The organism is Lactiplantibacillus mudanjiangensis, from assembly GCF_005405385.1.
In the GTDB taxonomy this organism is placed as follows: domain Bacteria; phylum Bacillota; class Bacilli; order Lactobacillales; family Lactobacillaceae; genus Lactiplantibacillus; species Lactiplantibacillus mudanjiangensis.
In genome coordinates this window covers 22,175-40,719 of the sequence record NZ_BJDY01000005.1, presented here as the reverse complement: position 1 = coordinate 40,719, position 18,545 = coordinate 22,175, and the positions used below count along the sequence as shown (strand labels likewise).

General features: G+C 43.0%; 19 protein-coding genes. 17 read left to right on the top strand and 2 right to left on the bottom strand.

The window, feature by feature from the left end:
• Window positions 1-17 precede the first annotated feature (17 nt).
• Entirely contained in the window at window positions 18-728 is a 711-nt protein-coding gene (gene dapD / locus FFM84_RS11350) for a 2,3,4,5-tetrahydropyridine-2,6-dicarboxylate N-acetyltransferase (protein WP_130845718.1), read from the top strand.
• Window positions 729-745: 17 nt separating this feature from the next.
• On the top strand, window positions 746-1,897 hold the full coding sequence (locus tag FFM84_RS11345; protein WP_130845719.1) for an N-acetyldiaminopimelate deacetylase: 1,152 nt from the start codon (window positions 746-748) through the stop codon (window positions 1,895-1,897).
• 375 nt (window positions 1,898-2,272) lie between these two features.
• Here the strand turns inward: FFM84_RS11345 and FFM84_RS11340 are convergent, their stop codons facing one another.
• Window positions 2,273-3,160, bottom strand: a complete 888-nt coding sequence (locus tag FFM84_RS11340; RefSeq protein WP_130845720.1) for a mechanosensitive ion channel family protein — start codon at window positions 3,158-3,160, stop codon at window positions 2,273-2,275.
• A gap of 178 nt (window positions 3,161-3,338) precedes the next feature.
• Between FFM84_RS11340 and FFM84_RS11335 the strand changes: the two genes are divergently transcribed.
• From FFM84_RS11335 to FFM84_RS11315, 5 genes are all read left to right on the top strand, one after another.
• Entirely contained in the window at window positions 3,339-3,752 is a 414-nt protein-coding gene (locus FFM84_RS11335) for a DUF948 domain-containing protein (protein WP_130845721.1), read from the top strand.
• Window positions 3,753-3,755: 3 nt separating this feature from the next.
• A complete protein-coding gene (locus tag FFM84_RS11330; RefSeq protein WP_130845722.1) occupies window positions 3,756-4,274 on the top strand; it encodes a YtxH domain-containing protein in 519 nt (172 codons plus the stop codon).
• An 84-nt stretch (window positions 4,275-4,358) separates the two neighbouring features.
• On the top strand, window positions 4,359-4,817 hold the full coding sequence (locus tag FFM84_RS11325; RefSeq protein WP_130845723.1) for a MerR family transcriptional regulator: 459 nt from the start codon (window positions 4,359-4,361) through the stop codon (window positions 4,815-4,817).
• A 93-nt stretch (window positions 4,818-4,910) separates the two neighbouring features.
• Window positions 4,911-5,864 (top strand): aldo/keto reductase, encoded by a 954-nt coding sequence (locus tag FFM84_RS11320; protein ID WP_130845724.1) that lies wholly within the window; start codon window positions 4,911-4,913, stop codon window positions 5,862-5,864.
• Between the two features lie 170 nt (window positions 5,865-6,034).
• On the top strand, window positions 6,035-7,450 hold the full coding sequence (locus FFM84_RS11315) for a serine hydrolase (protein WP_130845725.1): 1,416 nt from the start codon (window positions 6,035-6,037) through the stop codon (window positions 7,448-7,450).
• Between the two features lie 63 nt (window positions 7,451-7,513).
• Here FFM84_RS11315 and FFM84_RS11310 read toward each other — a convergent pair whose 3' ends face one another.
• The gene (locus FFM84_RS11310; RefSeq protein ID WP_130845726.1) at window positions 7,514-8,620 is read right to left on the bottom strand and encodes a M24 family metallopeptidase; all 1,107 of its coding nucleotides are present in this window, start codon (window positions 8,618-8,620) and stop codon (window positions 7,514-7,516) included.
• A gap of 266 nt (window positions 8,621-8,886) precedes the next feature.
• On the opposite strand from FFM84_RS11310, the gene ccpA reads away from it, so the two are divergent.
• From ccpA to FFM84_RS11265, 10 genes are all read left to right on the top strand, one after another.
• Window positions 8,887-9,897 (top strand): catabolite control protein A, encoded by a 1,011-nt coding sequence (gene ccpA / locus FFM84_RS11305; RefSeq protein WP_130845727.1) that lies wholly within the window; start codon window positions 8,887-8,889, stop codon window positions 9,895-9,897.
• A gap of 136 nt (window positions 9,898-10,033) precedes the next feature.
• Window positions 10,034-10,978 (top strand): NADP-dependent oxidoreductase, encoded by a 945-nt coding sequence (locus FFM84_RS11300; protein WP_130845728.1) that lies wholly within the window; start codon window positions 10,034-10,036, stop codon window positions 10,976-10,978.
• A gap of 163 nt (window positions 10,979-11,141) precedes the next feature.
• The gene (locus FFM84_RS11295) at window positions 11,142-12,011 is read left to right on the top strand and encodes a TIM barrel protein (RefSeq protein ID WP_130845729.1); all 870 of its coding nucleotides are present in this window, start codon (window positions 11,142-11,144) and stop codon (window positions 12,009-12,011) included.
• Window positions 12,004-12,324: a DsrE family protein gene (locus FFM84_RS11290; RefSeq protein WP_130845730.1), complete on the top strand. Its 321-nt coding sequence runs from the start codon at window positions 12,004-12,006 to the stop codon at window positions 12,322-12,324. The genes FFM84_RS11295 and FFM84_RS11290 overlap by 8 nt, the downstream gene beginning before the upstream one ends.
• Before the next feature lie 443 nt (window positions 12,325-12,767).
• Window positions 12,768-13,391 (top strand): recombinase family protein, encoded by a 624-nt coding sequence (locus FFM84_RS11285; protein WP_225425315.1) that lies wholly within the window; start codon window positions 12,768-12,770, stop codon window positions 13,389-13,391.
• 489 nt (window positions 13,392-13,880) lie between these two features.
• The gene (locus FFM84_RS16415; RefSeq protein ID WP_263854342.1) at window positions 13,881-14,003 is read left to right on the top strand and encodes a hypothetical protein; all 123 of its coding nucleotides are present in this window, start codon (window positions 13,881-13,883) and stop codon (window positions 14,001-14,003) included.
• Between the two features lie 628 nt (window positions 14,004-14,631).
• On the top strand, window positions 14,632-15,360 hold the full coding sequence (locus FFM84_RS11280) for a YebC/PmpR family DNA-binding transcriptional regulator (protein WP_130845732.1): 729 nt from the start codon (window positions 14,632-14,634) through the stop codon (window positions 15,358-15,360).
• 152 nt (window positions 15,361-15,512) lie between these two features.
• Window positions 15,513-16,433 carry a ribokinase gene (rbsK, locus tag FFM84_RS11275; protein ID WP_130845733.1) on the top strand — a complete coding sequence of 307 codons (921 nt, stop codon included), beginning with the start codon at window positions 15,513-15,515 and terminating at the stop codon, window positions 16,431-16,433.
• A gap of 116 nt (window positions 16,434-16,549) precedes the next feature.
• The gene (gene comGA / locus FFM84_RS11270) at window positions 16,550-17,521 is read left to right on the top strand and encodes a competence type IV pilus ATPase ComGA (RefSeq protein WP_130845734.1); all 972 of its coding nucleotides are present in this window, start codon (window positions 16,550-16,552) and stop codon (window positions 17,519-17,521) included.
• Window positions 17,463-18,512, top strand: a complete 1,050-nt coding sequence (locus FFM84_RS11265) for a type II secretion system F family protein (RefSeq protein WP_130845735.1) — start codon at window positions 17,463-17,465, stop codon at window positions 18,510-18,512. Before comGA ends, FFM84_RS11265 begins: the two co-directional genes overlap by 59 nt.
• Window positions 18,513-18,545: the final 33 nt, after the last annotated feature.

Here is an 18,545-nt window from a genome sequence, read left to right as displayed (position 1 = left end):
ATATGGAGGCTGTCTTAATGGCAAAATTAGATGCACAATCAATTATTAATTACATTGGGAATGCAAAGAAAAAAACCCCAGTGAAAGTTTACGTGAAAGGTCAACTTGACCAATTAGACGTTCCAGCTGGCATTAAAACGTTCTTCAGCGGTAACGCCGGCGTTTTATTTGGCGATTGGAATGATGTTGAACCATTCTTAAAGGCAAATGCCGATAAGATTGAAGATACTGAATTAGAAAATGGCGCTCGTAATTCAGCAGTGCCAATGACTGACTTAAAACAATACAATGCACGGATTGAACCAGGCGCAACGATTCGTGACCAAGTCTTGATTGGTGACAATGCAGTCATCATGATGGGTGCCGTGATTAATATTGGTGCCGAAATTGGTAGTGGCACAATGATTGATATGGGTGCCGTTTTAGGTGGCCGGGCGTTAGTTGGAAACAACTGTCATATTGGTGCCGGTGCCGTGTTAGCTGGTGTGGTAGAACCACCTTCGGCTGATCCTGTCCGGATTGATGACGATGTGTTAGTTGGTGCCAATGCAGTCGTTGTTGAAGGCGTGCACGTTGGTAAAGGTGCCGTTGTAGGTGCCGGTGCGGTTGTCTTAGATGATGTGGCGCCTTATACTGTTGTCGGTGGGACCCCTGCTCGGAAACTCAAAGATATCGATGACAAGACGAAAGACAAGACTGAATTAATGTCCGCCTTGCGTCAACTTTAGGACGGGAGGAATCATCAATGGCGTTACAACAAGCAGAGCTGATTCCAATCTATCAACATCTTCATCAGATTCCTGAATTGGGATTAGAAGAACATGAAACCCAAGCCTATTTGCTACAACTGATTAGTCAAATGCCACAAGACTTTTTGACTGTCAAAAAAGTGGCAGCTGTGCCAACGGCGCTTTTGGTTAAAGTCAGTGGGCACAAACATGATTATCGGATCGGTTATCGGACCGATATTGATGGCTTACCAGTCACTGAGGCGACCGACTTACCATTTGCTTCTAAGCATCCGGGTAAAATGCATGCATGTGGTCATGATATTCATATGACAGTGGCGTTAGGCATTCTCAGTTACTTTGCTGAAAATCAACCGGAAACGGATATGATTTTCCTTTTTCAACCGGCTGAAGAAAATGCGTCTGGTGGGAAACGGCTCTATGAGAGTGGGGCACTGGATGATTGGATGCCTGATGAAATTTTTGCCTTTCATGATAATCCGGACTTACCGGCTGGCGCCATTGGCTGTCGGTTAGGGACGTTGTTTGCCGGAACGTGTGAAATTCATGCGCATTTGACGGGGAAGAGTGGTCATGCGGCTTTTCCACACAATGCCAATGATATGGTTGTCGCTGGTTCAGCGTTGGTCCAACAATTACAAACGATTGTGTCGCGTAATGTTGATCCGATTCAAAGTGGTGTGGTCACTTTAGGTCATTTTACGGCCGGCACGATTGGTAATGTCATTGCGGGTGAAGCCCAAATTGATGGGACGATCCGGGCATTGACCCAAGAGATGAACGCGCATATCCAACGGCGGGTACGGACTATTACTGAAGGGATTGCGTTGGCCTATGATTGCAATATTGATTTAACCTTGCATCAAGGCGGCTATTATCCCGTTGAAAATAATGACGCAATTACCGCCGACTTCATTGATTATATGCAGGCTAAAGACGATGTAAACTTCATCGAAACTCAGCCAGCAATGACGGGTGAAGATTTCGGTTATTTGATTCAACAAATTCCTGGGACGATGTTTTGGTTAGGGGTGGATAGCCCTTATTCCTTACATTCAGAACACATGGTGCCTGATACCAGTGCAATTATGGCTGGTGTTAATGCCATGAATGGCTTTTTGACGCATCGAAATGAATTACAAAAATAACGCATCACTAAAAGATGACCGCTACTTGCTGTAATAGCAAATAGCGGTCATCTTTTTCGTATTTAAGGGTTAAATTAGCCACCTACGTCAGCCAGTAATTCTGCCGGCTGTGGAACCGGCTCCAGCCAAAGTGCGGGCTTCCACCTCGCTTTTGAGCCTGGCCAAATCCGTTAGTCTTAAAAGTCGTCCACATCGTAAAGTCCGGCAAAACCGTCCAGACTAATGATGTTTGCACGGCCGGCGCCATCACTGGCTGAACCGGTCCGCCCACAGCGTTCCGGCTCAATATGGGCGAACGGTAGGTGACAAGTAAGTCTACTTTTGATCAATGAATACTTGTCATATCGATGCTTATGGCTAAAAAGTAACTTTTAGTTATTTAGGACTATGGAAATTTAGTGTTGGTGATGGTAAGGTGATGCCGGCTTGTTTAGCTGCGGTTAGGTAAGCGGCTAAGAAGTCACGTTGAATGGTGGCCTGCATGCCATTTTTGACGTAGAATTGTACCCGAAAGACGAGTGTGCCGTCTGGTTGGGTGGTCACCCCTTGAATATCTGGATCACCAATAATATCCGGATATTGTGGAATTAACGTCCGATTGGCTTGTTTGACCGCCGTTGTCAACTGATCGATTGGGGTACTGGTGGTAATCACTAAATCGATTAAAACACGCATATCGTTACGAGACTTATTGCTAATGACCATGATCTTACGATTAGGAATAAAGTTTAATGATCCGTCTGGGCTAGTGACTTGGGTGGTGCGTAAGCCAATTGCGGAAACAGTCCCCTCAACGGTATCAATCGTGACATAGTCGCCAACATCAATTTGATCTTCTAGTAAGATGAAGAAGCCAGTGACAATGTCGCTTACAAAGCCTTGAGCCCCTAAACCTAACGCCACACTGAAGATTCCGGCACTGGCAATTAAGGTTCCGACTGGCACGCCAAGGACAGATAAGACGGCATAAATACCGAAAAACATCACTGTATAATGAAAGATATTGAGGGCCAACGTAAAGATTGTTGAAACCCGATTAGAGGCGGTTAGACTGGTATTGGCATTAGTGACAAAGATATGATGCAAGAGCCGTTTGCCTAAACGATCAATGATCCAGAATAAGACGCAAAAAAAGATAATTTCTAAAATCTTACCGCCAAAATTAATGAGTATTTGTTGCCAATCGATTTTAGCGGCAAGTTTCATCCAAATGGAAACTTGTTTCGTCGGGGTGGTAACCCCCAATAGTATTGGAAAAGACATCGTGTCACCCTCGTTTTAAATTGCTGAATACTAGTTTATCAGAATAAGTCGTGAGAACCAATAGCCAAACGGGACTAACCGTAATCTCATGCGATGTAAGCACTTTTTTCGTTGCAGTATTTTTTAGACAATGCTATGCTTATTTTAATGTTACCAGCTGTTGAAGGAGGAATTTAACATGATTGCACATCTTGCGGGGATTATTGCCGCCATTGCGTTGTTATTATTAGTGGTCTTTATTAGTATTTTCTTAGTTCGGATCACTAAAACGATGGGGGAAGTCAATAAGAGCTTAAGTTCCATCACGAATGATGTCGATGCTTTATCACATGAAACTGAAAAGATTATGGCCAATGCCAATGAATTATTGAAGGATGTCAATGGTAAGGTCGCTTCAATTGACCCAGCCTTTCAAGCGATGGGTGATTTAGGGCAAAGTGTTTCTGATTTGAATGCGGCAACGCGGGAATTAACCGCTAAAGTCGGTAAGGGCAACGAAAAGAAGAGTCGGTTTACGAGTGCTTCTAAAGTTGGTAAGGCCGCATTTGACGTTTATCGGAATCGTCGGAACAAGAATAACGAGGAGGACTAGCATATGTCGAAAAAAGCATTTCTATTTGGTTTAGCCGTTGGTGGCGCCGCGATTGCACGGGTTGCTATGAAGATGGATGAAGATAAGAAAGCTGAATTAAAGGCCAAAGCGCAACAAGGCTTGGCTGACTTTAAAGATCGGGCCATCGATTATGCGTTCTACGCTAATGATGCCGCTGCTGATTTCAAAGAAGAAGCAAGTAAGCAATTTGACTTGGCTAAAGACAAAGTCGCTGACTTTGCTGACCAATATCAAGCTGCTAAAAATGAAGGTGGCGCTAGCTTCAGTTCTAGTTTAGACGAAGCAACCGATAGTTTACGTTCTGAATTAGCACAAGTTGAAGCTGATGCTGATGAAGACGCTAACGATGATATCGTTATTGATAGTGCGACTGCTTTTGGCGATGAATCAGCGGCGACAAGTGCTGATGCGGAAGCAACCTCGGAAACTGATTCAGCCGTTGATTCTGCTGACAGTGAAGCGACGAGTGCGGCTGACAGCGCTACTGATCAACCAGAATAAAATCGATTTAAACGAATTAAATGTGAAAGTCATGGGTTCTTAACATGGCTTTTTATTTAGCCAAAAATGACTGGAGGTACACACATGTTATATTCCATTGGCGCTGTAGCCAAGAAGACTGGCATTTCAAGTTATACGCTACGTTACTACGATAAAGCGGGATTAACGCCCTTTGTCAAACGCGATGATCGTGGTCAACGTGTTTTTGATGATGACGGGCTAGAGTCATTAGGCCTAATCCGATGCCTTAAACAAACGGGGATGCCGTTAGAAGATATTCGCCAATTTGTTCATTGGTGTGATGGCGGTGATGAGACTTTGCCTGAACGATTAACGATGTTTGAAAAACAACGGGAAGCCGTTTTAGATCAGGTTCATCAATCTTTACTTAATTTGCGTAAGGTTAATCATAAGATTGATTCTTACCGTCGAGCTTGTGAACTCGGTAGTGAAGCGCAAGTTGATTGTGATTATATTCCAAAACGGACGGCGAGTGACTTATTAAGACAAGTTCGTGAATATGAAGAAACACAGCAATTATAAAAAAGTTTTGTTAGAACGCTTGACTTAGAGTTGGCTCTAAGGACTATTCTTTAAATCGTTGATCGGTAATTAGATGTTAAAGGAGTTTAAATAATGAAAACAATTAGATTAGGTTCTACCCAGCAAGATGTTTCAGCTGTAGCTTTGGGCATTATGCGAATGGTCCGCTTAGATGTTGATCAAGCGACCAATGTGCTTGAAACAGTTCATCAAGATGGGATTAACTACATTGATTCAGCTGATATCTACGGTAATGGTGATTCTGAACGAGTCTTTGGTCAGGCGTTGAAACAATCTAGCTTGAATCGGGCTGACTTTTTCATCCAATCTAAAGGTGGGATCGTCTTAGATCCAGAAAAGAGTAGTGGTGAGTTAGTTTTTGGTCAACGCTATGACTTTTCTAAACAGCATTTGATTGAGGCTGTCGATGGCATTTTACAACGGATGCAACTAGATTATTTGGATGCTTTCTTATTACATCGTCCAGATGCGTTGATGGAAACTGATGAAGTTGCCGCGGCATTTGATACTTTGCAAGCTACCGGTAAAGTTCGCCACTTTGGGGTGTCTAACTTTAACCCGATGCAAGTTGAGATGTTGCAAGCAGACTTGAATCAAAAGTTAATCATTAATCAATTACAATTTGGTGTAATGCACACCGGACCGATCCAGTTTGGTTTGCATACCAATATGCAAGATGCGGCCAGCATTAATCATGATGGTGAGATCATTGAATATTCACGGTTACACGACATGACGATCCAAGCTTGGTCACCATATCAATACGGATTATTCGAAGGAACCTTTATTGATAATCCGAAGTTCCCAGAGTTAAATGCCAAATTACAAGAATTGGCTGATCGCTATCACGTGACTAAAAATGCGATTGCGACTGCTTGGATTTTACGGCATCCGGCGAAGATGCAAGTGATCTTAGGCTCAATGAATCCAGAACATTTAAATGAAAGTATTGCGGGAACTGATGTGACATTAACACGCCAGGAATGGTATGATGTTTACTTTGCTGCCGGGAATGATTTGCCATAAGTTTAATTATGAGAAGCGACCTTTAACCGGGCCGCTTTTTTAGTTGGAAAATCTTATCGTTTAAAAAGTAACCGTTTACTTTTTAGATTGACTTTATTAAACTTAAAAGCATGATTAACCGCGTAAGTGATTAATTTGGAGGAGTTTTTAATGAAAAGGGGTCTTTTTTGATGCAAGTGACAAGTAAAGTTGTATTAGGGAGTTTGATCGGTTTAGCTAGTTGGGGCTTAAGTCTACCGGTACACGCTGCGACGACCACAACGCGGACGGCAACGGTAACACAGGCGGCTCAGCCATGTTATTCGGGAAAAACGGGTGACTTAGTTGAATTATCTGGTGATCTCAATCAGGTGACGGTGACACCCCAAAAGGCCCTTAAGACGTACGCGAAAACAACGTGGCTAGTGACTGGACAAACGGTAGTGACAACCGCTAAGGGCGTGGCTACCCGCTATGTTCAAGTGAAAAATGCCCAGGATGGGGTGCAAGGCTGGATTGCACAGACTGATCTAACCCCTGGTCGGAACTATCAAACGGATGCGCCAGTGAAACGGCCGGCCAAAAATTATATCAAAGCGCGAACAGGTAAGGTGTATCAGCTACAAGGCACTCGGGCGGCGATGCAGTTAGTTAAAGGCCAAAAACTAAGTGCCAAGCAGACGTATCGAGTGACGCAGCAACGCTATTATTATCGGCACGGCGTGAAGTATTTATACGTGCACGTATCCAGTAAGAATGGGACGAAAGGCTGGGTTTGGCATAACGGCTTAAAAGCGGGGACTTATTATGATGCGACTAAACAACAAGCGAAAATTAAGCAACGCCTACAAACGTATCTTGATGGCGTGACCAAAGATGGGTCATGTATGGTTTCATTCTATAATTTGACGCCTAAAGTGGGTAGTCAAGCAGCTAAAGCCAAGGACGCCAAAGTTTATACGCAAGGCAAGCTAGCAACTAATGCCCGTGGTCATCAAGTGGTTGTGTCGGCCAGTACTTACAAGTTATATATTGCGGCCTATTTGATGCACCTCAAGCAACAACATCAATTCAGTTGGACGAAAGCGAATACGGCTGGGATGCGGCGGATGATTGTGATCAGTGCTAATGACTATCCAGTTAGTGTCTTGCACAAATACGGTCGAGCTAAGATTAATCATTGGTTGGGGACACAAGGCTATTATGGCGCACCATTTAGTGCAACTCATGATTCAGTGACAACAGCCAATAGTTTGGTTAAAGTGTTACGCGACTTGGAACTAGGCAAGGGCGCATTTACGAATAAAAAAGACCGCGCACATATTTTAAGCTTGATGGGTCAACAAGTTTATCGGACCGGGATGCCAGCCGGGGTTAAACAAGCTAAAGCCGGAACGACCGTTCAAGATAAAGTTGGTTTTTTGAGCGATTATAATCGACTCTATCATCATGATGCGGGGATTGTGACGCTACCAAATGGGCAACGCTATTTATTAGCCGTTTTGACCTGGCAACCACAACCCGCCAACTTTGGTGGCATCAGTGGTTACACCGGTTTTGGTAAGGTTAAACAGATTACCAAGCGTGTTCAACAAATCGTTTATTAATCACACAAAAAGGCACGCCAGATCATCAATAATTGATGGCCTGACGTGCCTTTAATATCGGATTTAAATGTCTAAAATCTTTAAGTCTTTTGGTGTATGGGTAAATGGATCAAAGCCATCTTTAGTGACAACCCCACAGTCTTCAATCCGGACACCGGCAACGCCTGGAATGTAAATCCCAGGTTCAATGGAGAAGCACATGCCTTCAACTAATGGCATGTGGTTGCCTTCCATAATTGATGGGAATTCATGGTCAGTTTGACCGAGGCCATGACCTAAACGGTGAATAAAGTATTCGCCGTAACCAGCTTTGGTGATGACATCGCGGGCAAGTTTATCCACGTCCTCAGCGGCCATGCCAGGTTTAACGCCAGCTTGAGCGGTCAATTGGGCTTCCAAACAAACATCATAGATTTCCTTTTGTTTGTCGGTTGGTTGACCGTAAGCAATGGTCCGTGAGGCATCAGAAGCATAGCCTTCCCACATCACTCCTAAATCAAACAAGACTAATTCGTTTGGCTTGATTTGAGTTTGGTTGGTGGCACCATGAGGTTCAGCAGCGTGGGCGCCAGCTTGAATCAACGTACCAAAACTCATTTCCATGACGCCTTTTTGCATTAAGGCATATTGGAGTTCAGCAGCAACTTGTTGTTCAGTCCGACCAGCTTTAACGGCGGCAAAGCCTTTTTCAAAGGCAAAGTCGGCCCATTTACCAGCAACGTGTAATTTTTCTAATTCGTCGGGTGTTTTAACGAGACGCAGTTGTTGAATCATGGGTGATAAGTTCTTGTCAAAGTGGGCGGCAGGAAATTGCGTCTTGATCGCATTGAAACGGTCCAACGTTAAATTGCCTTGTTCTAAGGCCCAAACTTTTGGATCAGTGAGTTGTTCTTGAATGTGTTGCGCGATTAAGGCGTAAGGATCTTCATGATCCAAGTAACCGTAAACGCGATATGGCCAGCCAGTACCTTTGATGGCTTCGACTTCGAGGGCTGGGGCGAACAAGAATGGTTCGTCTTCAGCGAATACAAAGAGGGCTAGAGTGCGTTCGATCGGGTCACTCCCGAACCCAGTTAGATAAGAAATCGTGTGAAAGTCGCTGACATAGGTGACATCAACGTGGTTATCGACGGTCCATTGACGGACTTGTTGCAGTTTGGTGTAATCCATTACAGAACACTCCTTAAAAGATATTTAGCTATATCTTTTAGTATAGCGCTGTTAGGTTGGAAATGCTCGTGTGTTTCGTTACTGAAAAAAATCAGAATATGCTGTGTAAAAAGTTGTTTTTTTGAAAAAATTAAGGTATTATTTTCATGAAAGCGATTTCAACGTCCGTCATTAGTTGCAACTCATCCGTTATTTTGCTATATTGGTTGATGTTGCATGAAAACGAATGAAAACAAATGATACCAAGTAAGAAAGGGCTATTTTATATGGAAAAACAAACAGTAACGATTTATGATGTGGCACGCGAAGCGGCGGTTTCAATGGCCACAGTTTCACGGGTCGTTAATGGGAATCCCAATGTCAAGCCAGCAACTCGTAAGAAGGTCTTGGCAGTTATCGAACGCTTAGATTATCGGCCAAATGCCGTTGCGCGAGGCTTAGCAAGTAAGCGCTCAACGACGGTTGGGGTGATTATTCCCGATGTGACCAATATTTACTTTGCGGCGTTAGCACGTGGGATTGATGATATTGCAATGATGTACAAATACAACATCATTTTGACGAACTCAGATGATGCTGGCGAACAAGAAGTTAACGTGTTAAACACGTTGATGGCTAAGCAAGTTGATGGGGTCATCTTCATGGGTAATCACATCGATGATCAATTACGGGCTGAATTTAAACGGGCCAAGGCACCAGTTGTATTAGCTGGGACGGTTGATCCAGAAGGCGATACGCCAAGTGTTAACATCGATTATACTGCAGCGGTTGAAGAAACGATTACAGCATTAATCAAGCGTGGCCACACTAAGATTGCTTTGGCCTTAGGACCCTTGTCACAATCAATCAATGCGGAATACCGCTTGGCGGGTTACAAACGGGCTTTAAGCAAAGCGAAGTTACCATATGATGATAGCTTGGTTTATGAAGCTGGTTACTCATATGATGCTGGGACGAAGTTACAACCGGTTATCGCTGATAGTGGTGCGACCGCTGTTTTCGTTGGTGATGATGAAATGGCTGCTGGAATTATCAATGCCAGCATGGAATCCGGCGTTAGTGTGCCAGATGACTTAGAAGTGATTACCAGTAATGATACGATCATTACTCAAATTACGCGGCCAGCGATCACCTCGATCACACAACCATTGTATGATATTGGTGCCGTAGCGATGCGGATGTTAACTAAGTTAATGAACGATAAAGAATTAGACGAAAAGACTGTGACCTTACCATATGGGATCGTTCGCCGTGCTTCGACTAAATCTGCCGAATAAGTTAAATAACCTAAGACTCCGGGTTTCCGGAGTCTTTTTTAGTCCTTTGATTTTAAGTTGGAAGCTAATTAATTGCGTCAGGTTGATTAGAAATGCTAAGCTGTTCTCATCTATTTTTTTTCTGGAGGTTATTTAAATGCAAGCAGTTGTGATTAATCAATATGGTGGTCCGGAAGAACTTCAAATGCAAGACATCGACCGTCCTGAAATTGCCAGTGATGAGGTGTTGGTGGCTGTTCGCGCAACGAGTATCAATCCAATTGATTGGAAGGCCCGGCAAGGCCTATTAAAAGGCATGTATGATTGGCAGTTCCCAGTCGTATTAGGTTGGGACGTTGCTGGGACGATTGTTGAAGCGGGGAAAGATGTCCGTGATTTCAAAGTTGGCGATGAGGTCTTTGCCCGGCCAGATATTTATACTGATGGTCGTCGAGGGACCTATGCACAATATGCGGCGGTTAAGGCGGACAAACTAGCACTGAAACCAGCTGAATTGTCTTTTGAGCAAGCTGCGGCATTACCGTTAGCCGGACTGACAGCTTATCAAGTGATCCACGATCGGTTACAAGTAAAAGCCGGCGAAAAAGTGTTGATTCAAGCTGGTGCGGGTGGTGTTGGATTGAATGCCATTCAATTGGCAAAATACTTTGGTGCCGAAGTAGCCACGACCGCGAGTGAAAATCATCGTGAGCTGTTAACTGAAATCGGAGCTGATCAGGTAATCGATTATCATACGACCGATATTAAAGAAGTGTTGCATGATTATGATGCCGTCTTTGATACCATCAATGCAATCGATGATGGCTTGGCAATTTTGAAGCCAACTGGCCGTTTGGTCACTATTGATGGTCAGCCTACAGAGGCTCAGCAGCAACAAGGCCCAGAGGTGTCTAGCTGGTGGTTGCAAACGAATGGGAAACAATTAGCGATTTTAGCTAACTTAGCGGTTCAAGGACACTTGCATATCATTATTGACCAAGTCTTTCCATTTACCACGGCTGGTGTTCAGGCGGCGCATCGTTATAGCGAAGCTAGCCATAGTGCTGGAAAGTTGATTATTAATGTTAATCAAACTGTTTAGTAATGGGTAACAGTAAAAATCTAAATAGCGTTATACTAGGTCTAGAACTTTGGTTCTGGGCTTTTTTTGTAGAGAGTGAGGCAAGCCGGTTTGCTAGTGAGCACGTTTCGACAATAAAAATAGTAATATCCCGCCCAGAATGCGTTGAAAGGATGATTAACAGATGCTTGTATTACCAAAACGACCAGGATTTGTTCAGTTAGGGCTAAAAGCGGCCCAAACACCAAAACAACTAATGAATCGGCTGCAATATCGGCCAAAAACCTTTGAATTTTTCACGAGTGCGGCTGATTTTGAACCAGACGCGTTTAAAAATTTGAAAACGGCCATTACGTTTGTCGCTAAAAATGTGACGACTGATATTGTGGTGCATCATCCAATGAGTTATCAAGGGATTCATTTGGATCAGTTATTAGATCCACAACGCGAAACGGTCGCCTATAACTTTTTGCAAAAATCAACGAGTGACTTGTTAGACTTAGCCACTGATTTAAATATCCGAGTCCTGATTCACGGGGGCTATGGGAGCGATAGTGCTACGTTGATTAAAGAATATGAGTCAATTACCGCCGCCCGTGAAACGGTCTTTGCACGCTTAGATACGCTTGTTCGTCAAGGTAACGGTCATGTGATGATTGAAAATGGGATTACGCCCAGTTTTATGTATGGCGATCCGCAATTAGATGAACAGATTATTCATCATCAATTGCCATTAGTTTGCGATATTAGTCACGTTTTTATTGGGTTGCATGGTGATATGGAATTAACGATGTTAGCGTTGAAACGGCTAAAACCATTGATTAAACATTACCATTTAGTGGATTCATTGGGGCAACAACACGATAGTTTGCCATTAGGAACTGGATTAATTGACTGGCAACGAGTGTTGGGTGAATTGAACCCGACTGCCAGCATGATTTATGAAGTGCCGGATGAAACCGATGCGACTTGTGCCAATATGTTGTCGAGCTATCATTATTTACGTAACTTGGAAACGAAACTGATTGAAAGTCGAGGCACAGTCAATGGCTAAAGTGGTGGTTCATGTCGATGATGTCGATAAAGTGACGATGGCTCAAGGCAACGTGCATAACTTGCTAGCAGCGATGCCGACTAGTGAAATCGTGATGGTGGTCAATGGTCCTGCGGTGACCACGTTAACTGGCGACAAATGGACGGCTTTTTTGCAGGCTAATCCGATGGTGGAAGTTGATGCGTGTCAAAATGCCTTGCGTAGTCATCAAATCGCAACAACTGATCTAGTTGCCGGTGCTAAAGTTGTGCCCGCTGGGGTGGTAAGAATCGTTGAATTGGAAACACAAGGGTTTAGTTATTTGAAGCCTTAGTGATTAGTGTCAGTAAAAAACTTAATTGTCATTTTGATCTCGTTGATAAGTTACGATCAACGAGATTTTTTTGTCTAAGCAAATATGTTATTTAGCAGCTAATTTTGCTACAATGATCATCGAATAATAAACTAATTCAAATGATTTATGCATATCAACTAATTTAAAAATTAAAATGAAGTAATGCCAATCGAGATGTGATATCTATTGGCATTTAAAGGATGGTACAACTAGCTTAAGTATTTGAGACTACCAGTTAGTATTAGATGAGTGGTGCGCGGACTATCGGTAAAGAATAAAGATCTTTGAGGACAGACGCATCTCCCAAAACTGGAAGGTGTTTTTTTATGCAATTGTCAGAATAGTTGGGTACTATTAAATTTTGTAAAACTCACAATTAATTGTGGTCAACTATGAAGGTTTCACTGATAAGGAGTGAAGAAATGCAACAATTAAGCATAGGTTATGCACGGGTTTCAACGGCCGAAAATCGACAAGAATTGGGGTTGGAGTTACAAATCCGTGCGTTAGAGTCTCAACATTGCCAATTGATTTTTTCGGATCAGCTATCTGGTAGTGATGATGAACGGCCGGAATTCAATCATGCCGTAAAATTAGCGAAGCGTAAAGCGGCGGCTGGGTGGCAGGTTAAGTTTATGGTTTACAAACTAGACCGATTATCACGTCGAACGGTGAAGATGATCACCACGATCGATGATTTGACCCAACATCAAGTGCAAGTTGTCTCGCTACGGGAACAGCTCGATATGTCAACGCCCACGGGGATCTTACAGTATCAGATTCTAGCGACATTCAGTGAATATGAACTGAATACGATTCGACAACGGACCCGTGATGCGCTTGCTGAGTTAAGACAGCACGGGCAAACGCTGGGGCGACCAAGATTATCTACAGATGTCGAACAAAAGATTTGTAAGTTATATTGCATCTTAGACTACCCCGTGAACGATATCGCCAAAGTGTGCGGTGTATCAGTATCGACCGTCTATAATGTCGCTAAGCGAAATCATCTCAGTCAGCGTAAGTTAACCTTGACTAATCGTTAATTAATTATGATAATATAATTAGTGGACTAAGTTAGGCCACTTGTCTAATAAACGACCGTTTTTTGTAGTACCAATACATAGCTAATTTATAATCCTCATAACTCGTTTAAAAACCGCTAGATTAGGTTTTAAGACGAGTTATTTTTTTTACCAACCGTTAGCTCCAATTAACGGTCGTTTTTTGTAGTTTGCAGTTAAATTTTAGAAATGCAAGCTGACGAACGGTTAAAGGATAGTTGGTAAATGTGGTGGAGCAAGAAATAATGACAGTAAGCTCGTGGCGATGACTAACGCTACGGCTTTTTTATTGACGATTGCTATAATAGGAGTGCTTAGACAAGTGGTGTAATGGCGGTTTTAATAAAATCTAAAGGGGAAGATGAAATTACAACGTATTTTGTACCATTGGCCTATTAGATGCTATGTGAGACAAACAAGATTGTTTGGGATATGGATAAATGACTTTTAGAAATAATGGAGGAGTATGACATGAAATTACTAACAAAATTAGGGGCTATGACGTTAATGGCTGTCACGGTGGCACCACTAGTGATGACTGCAACACCGACAACGGCCAGTGCTAAGACGTATAAGATTAGTAAAAAATTTTGAACCATAAAAATAAATATATGGCGAAAAATGTTAGTGGGGGGATTGTGCTACGACTGCGTGGCAATAAAAAGATTCAAATGTTTACGATAGCAGGTCGAAGTACCTCTTCAATAAGTTATCGAATTATGAGTCAGCGAGTCAGTGGTAATGAGCTAACTATGAGGCTAGATGGTCGTCAGATTAAAGATAATTATTATAAGGATTATGGCACGCTAACTATCTAACGGACCGGTAAGCATACGTATGAGATTCCACATCTTTATCGGGGAACTTATAGTGGTGAGATTCATCTAAATGGACATAAATTTCATTCGTTTGGTCAAATAAGTACAGCGAAACCGACTAGTTTAAAAGGATTGAAAATAACTAGTAAGGCCAGCTTAGTTAAGACCGATTTCTTTTTAAAGGATATGCTTAAATAGAAGTTAGAGCCATGCAACTATATGAAAAACAATGAATAGACTAAGTGACATTAAAGAATAGAAAACGCCATTATATGAAATTTTCAAAAGGCTACTTGTGCTTCGGTCAAATCGGGTCTAGACCTTGAATTAAACCGTTTTATTTGATATGATACCTTACGTATGTTTAATCATAAATCGAATAAATTAAGAAAGAAGGAGTCACAATGTCAGGACATAGTAAATGGCATAACATTCAAGGGCGTAAAAACGCTCAAGATGCTAAACGTGGGAAGATTTTCCAAAAGATCTCTCGCGAACTTTATATGGCTGTAAAAGCCGGGGGTCCTGATCCAGATTCTAACGCTGGATTGCGTTTGATCATGGATAAGGCTAGAGCTGCCAACATGCCTAAAGATAATATTAAACGGGCGGTTGATAAAGGTAGTGGCTCCGGTGCGGAAAACTACGAAGAAGTTACTTACGAAGGCTACGGCCCTGGTGGTATCGCTGTTCTGGTTCACGCATTAACTGACAACAAGAACCGGACTGCTGCAGCAGTTCGTTCAGCTTTCACTCATCATGGTGGTGCCTTAGCCGCTACTGGTGCGGTTAGTTACATGTTTGATCGGAAAGGTTACATCGTTATTTCTCGTGAAGATTTAGACACGGATGAAGATACGATGTTAATGGATGTTTTGGATGCTGGTGGCGATGATTTACAATCTAGTGACGAAGCTTTCGAAATCTATACTGATCCTAAGCAATTGGCTCAAGTTCGGGATGCTTTACAAGCAGCTGGTTATACTTTGGCAACCGCTGAATTAACCATGATCCCTGAAAACTTAACTGATGTTCCAGCTGACAAAGCTGAAAAGTTACAACACATGATTGATGAACTTGAAGATAACGATGATGTATCTGAAGTTTATGATACGGCTAACTTTCCAGACTAATTCAGTCAACTTAAACGGTTATTGCCTTGATGGTAATAACCGTTTTTTTATATTCTAGGTTAATTATTGCTAATAAATTGGGTTCTAGCTGGTGTCTGGCGCGGGGGTTTGCTAAAATTAGGGCAGCAAAGACGCGAAAGGACAGATGACGAATGAATAAAGTAACCGTATTAGGAAGTTTAAATGTTGATACGATCTTGCGATTTAAACGGTTCCCCAAACCAGGCGAAACTTTACCGCTAGCTGGTAAAAGTATTGCTGGTGGTGGCAAAGGCGCTAATCAAGCGATTGCGGCAGCACGTGCGGGGGCTCAGACGACGTTTATCGGCAAAGTTGGTCAAGACCAAGAAGGCGACTTTATGGTCAAACAACTCACTGATAGTGGGGTTGATGATCAATACGTCATCCATAGTGATGAGGCTGCGACGGGTTCGGCATTCATTCTATTAGATAGTAGTAGTGAGAATCGGATTCTTATTGATGGTGGGACGAATCAACAAGTGACAACCGACGATGTTAAAGCTGCGCAACCAGCTATTGAAGCGAGTGACTTTTTAATTGCGCAGTTTGAAACGCCGATTGCGGCTACCATTCAAGGGTTTGAACTGGCGCATGCGGCAAAGCGCCGAACGATCTTGAATCCGGCTCCCGCAACCAGTGCGGTGCCGGTTGACTTGTTAGCTTTGACGGATTTGATTGTGCCTAACGAAACTGAAACCGAGACATTGACTGGGATTCATATTACCGATGAACATTCGATGATCAAAGCTGCGGAAAAATTGCAGGCACAGGGCATTCAAACGATTATCATCACTGTCGGAAGCAAAGGTGCTTTTTGGATGCGTGATCAAGACCATGGTTTTGTGCCAGCTTACAAAGTACATGCCGTTGATACGACTGCGGCTGGTGATACCTTCATCGGGGCATTGAGTTCCGTTTTGAAGACTGATTTTAGTAATTTAGCTGAAGCGGTTCGTTTGGCTAACCGGGCCTCTTCATTAGCTGTGCAACAATTGGGTGCCCAACCATCGATTCCAACTAAGGCTGAGATTCAAGCAGCAGAACGCGCTTAGACGTAAAATAATTGAAAATTTGTGAGCACTATCTTTAATTTAATGATTAAAGATGGTGTTTTTTTTCGTTCAAAATAACTGCAGCTGCGGAGTTGCTGAGTGAAAGGGGGGCACCTATGGCAATTTCACAACAGTTAACTGAGTTGGTTCAAACTGCGATGGATCAGCAGGCTAGTGATATTTATTGGTTACCGGCTGAAACATCATATCAAATCATGAGTCAAAGTGCCGGAAAAATGACAACACTGGCTACTGTCACGACCGTGGTTGGCCAACAATTGATTAATCATATTAAATATCGGAGTAACATGGCCATTAGCGACCATCGACGGCCGCAATTAGGCGCAATGGTCATGACAGTGCAAGGCGTCGATTTGAATTTACGGATTTCAACGGTGGGGGACTTTTTGGGACGTGAATCATTGGTTTTACGGCTCTTGTATCAAAACGATAAGACTAACTTGCAATACCTAGTACCAACACAGCGTCAACAACTCGTGCAAGTTTTACAGCATAGCGGGTTGGTTTTATTTTCAGGCCCGATGGGATCAGGGAAGACGACAACCATGTACGATTTGGTACGGCCGTTTGGTGGACAAAAAGTGGTGATGACTATTGAAGATCCGGTTGAAATTTTTGAACCTGATTTTTTACAGTTACAAGTGAATCCATCGGCTCAAATGGCTTATGCGGATTTATTAAAAGTGGGGTTACGGCATCACCCGGAAATCTTTATTATCGGAGAAATTCGTGATGCTGAGACCGCTAAAATTGCCATCCAAGCGGCACTTAGTGGGCATCTGGTATTGAGTACTATCCATGCGCGTGGGGTTTATGGGGTGAGCCCGCGATTGCAACAATTAGGGGTTGATCAACAGACCTTGCAACAGGCCTTAGCTGCTGTGAGTTATCAACGGTTAGTGCCACTAACAGATGGGCGTCAGGCCACCTTATTCGATATTGTGACTGATCCAACGACCTTAATGACGCAGCCAGCACAACTCATGACGTCAGAATGGAGGGCCTTGATTGAAGAACAGCAAAACATCGGGCGGATTAGTCCGCAAGTGGCCGCAACGCTTGGCTAGAAAAGGGCAATTAACGATTAAGCAGCAGGCATTTTTGTTTGAAACATTGGCTGATTTGATTAATAACGGTTTTTCGCTGCAAGCGGCGATGCGCTTTGTCGTTGATGTGCAAGGTCGACAATTTCGACTATTGAAGCCTGTCATTACCAAGTTAGCCGCTGGAGATGGGCTGGCCACAGCCTTACAGCCTTTTGTGGCCGTGGATTTGTATTATCAGTTGTTGATTGCTGAGGCGCATGGTGAGTTAACTGCAACGCTAATCCAGGCGGGGCAACTAATGCGAACCAAGGCAACGCAACAGCAACAAATTCGCCGATTATTGCAGTATCCATTGGTGTTATTGGCTTTGTTAGTTGGGACATTAGTGGTGGTGAAAACCACAATTCTGCCAAATTTTGATCAAGCAACCACAGCTCCCGCACAATCAATCTCCTGGCAGCTTATCTTAGGCAGCTTAGCCACGATTTTAGGATTAGGGGTCCTACTGATTGGTGGTCAGCTAAAACGGCTTCCTGTGCGTGACCGGTACCGACAGTTAACCCGGTGGCCGATTGTGGGTTCGCTAGTCCGATTGTATTGTGGTTATTATTTAACCTTAAATGCGGGGATGCTGTTATCCGGTGGCTTAGGATTACAAGCGATTTGTGAAGTCAGTCAGCATTTTCAAAGCCAATCGTTGATTCAACAACAAAGTACGTTTGTTGAACAAGCATTGCTGAAGGGCCAAGCACTTCCAGACATTATTCGAACAGATCGTTTGCTACCAAATGAGTTGGCGGTCTTAGTTGGCAAGCAGAGTCCAACCAATCAATTGGGGAAAGAATTGATTTATTTTGCAACCTTACAATATAACCGCTTAGTTCGTGATTTGAACCGATTAATTAGTTGGATTCAGCCACTGATGTTTATGGTGATCGCCGTGGTTATTGTAGGGACTTATTTGAGTATTTTATTACCGATGTATCAATCAATGGGGGAGATTATCAAATGATGAAATTAAAACGTGTTTTACGAAAAACTTCGG

Bases quoted from the DNA above. Each gene is read 5' to 3' on its own strand.
- dapD (WP_130845718.1), top strand. From the start codon at position 18: ATGGCAAAATTAGATGCACAATCAATTATTAATTACATTGGGAATGCA.
- FFM84_RS11345 (WP_130845719.1), top strand. From the start codon at position 746: ATGGCGTTACAACAAGCAGAGCTGATTCCAATCTATCAACATCTTCAT.
- FFM84_RS11340 (WP_130845720.1), bottom strand. From the start codon at position 3,160: ATGTCTTTTCCAATACTATTGGGGGTTACCACCCCGACGAAACAAGTT.
- FFM84_RS11335 (WP_130845721.1), top strand. From the start codon at position 3,339: ATGATTGCACATCTTGCGGGGATTATTGCCGCCATTGCGTTGTTATTA.
- FFM84_RS11330 (WP_130845722.1), top strand. From the start codon at position 3,756: ATGTCGAAAAAAGCATTTCTATTTGGTTTAGCCGTTGGTGGCGCCGCG.
- FFM84_RS11325 (WP_130845723.1), top strand. From the start codon at position 4,359: ATGTTATATTCCATTGGCGCTGTAGCCAAGAAGACTGGCATTTCAAGT.
- FFM84_RS11320 (WP_130845724.1), top strand. From the start codon at position 4,911: ATGAAAACAATTAGATTAGGTTCTACCCAGCAAGATGTTTCAGCTGTA.
- FFM84_RS11315 (WP_130845725.1), top strand. From the start codon at position 6,035: ATGCAAGTGACAAGTAAAGTTGTATTAGGGAGTTTGATCGGTTTAGCT.
- FFM84_RS11310 (WP_130845726.1), bottom strand. From the start codon at position 8,620: ATGGATTACACCAAACTGCAACAAGTCCGTCAATGGACCGTCGATAAC.
- ccpA (WP_130845727.1), top strand. From the start codon at position 8,887: ATGGAAAAACAAACAGTAACGATTTATGATGTGGCACGCGAAGCGGCG.
- FFM84_RS11300 (WP_130845728.1), top strand. From the start codon at position 10,034: ATGCAAGCAGTTGTGATTAATCAATATGGTGGTCCGGAAGAACTTCAA.
- FFM84_RS11295 (WP_130845729.1), top strand. From the start codon at position 11,142: ATGCTTGTATTACCAAAACGACCAGGATTTGTTCAGTTAGGGCTAAAA.
- FFM84_RS11290 (WP_130845730.1), top strand. From the start codon at position 12,004: ATGGCTAAAGTGGTGGTTCATGTCGATGATGTCGATAAAGTGACGATG.
- FFM84_RS11285 (WP_225425315.1), top strand. From the start codon at position 12,768: ATGCAACAATTAAGCATAGGTTATGCACGGGTTTCAACGGCCGAAAAT.
- FFM84_RS16415 (WP_263854342.1), top strand. From the start codon at position 13,881: ATGAAATTACTAACAAAATTAGGGGCTATGACGTTAATGGCTGTCACG.
- FFM84_RS11280 (WP_130845732.1), top strand. From the start codon at position 14,632: ATGTCAGGACATAGTAAATGGCATAACATTCAAGGGCGTAAAAACGCT.
- rbsK (WP_130845733.1), top strand. From the start codon at position 15,513: ATGAATAAAGTAACCGTATTAGGAAGTTTAAATGTTGATACGATCTTG.
- comGA (WP_130845734.1), top strand. From the start codon at position 16,550: ATGGCAATTTCACAACAGTTAACTGAGTTGGTTCAAACTGCGATGGAT.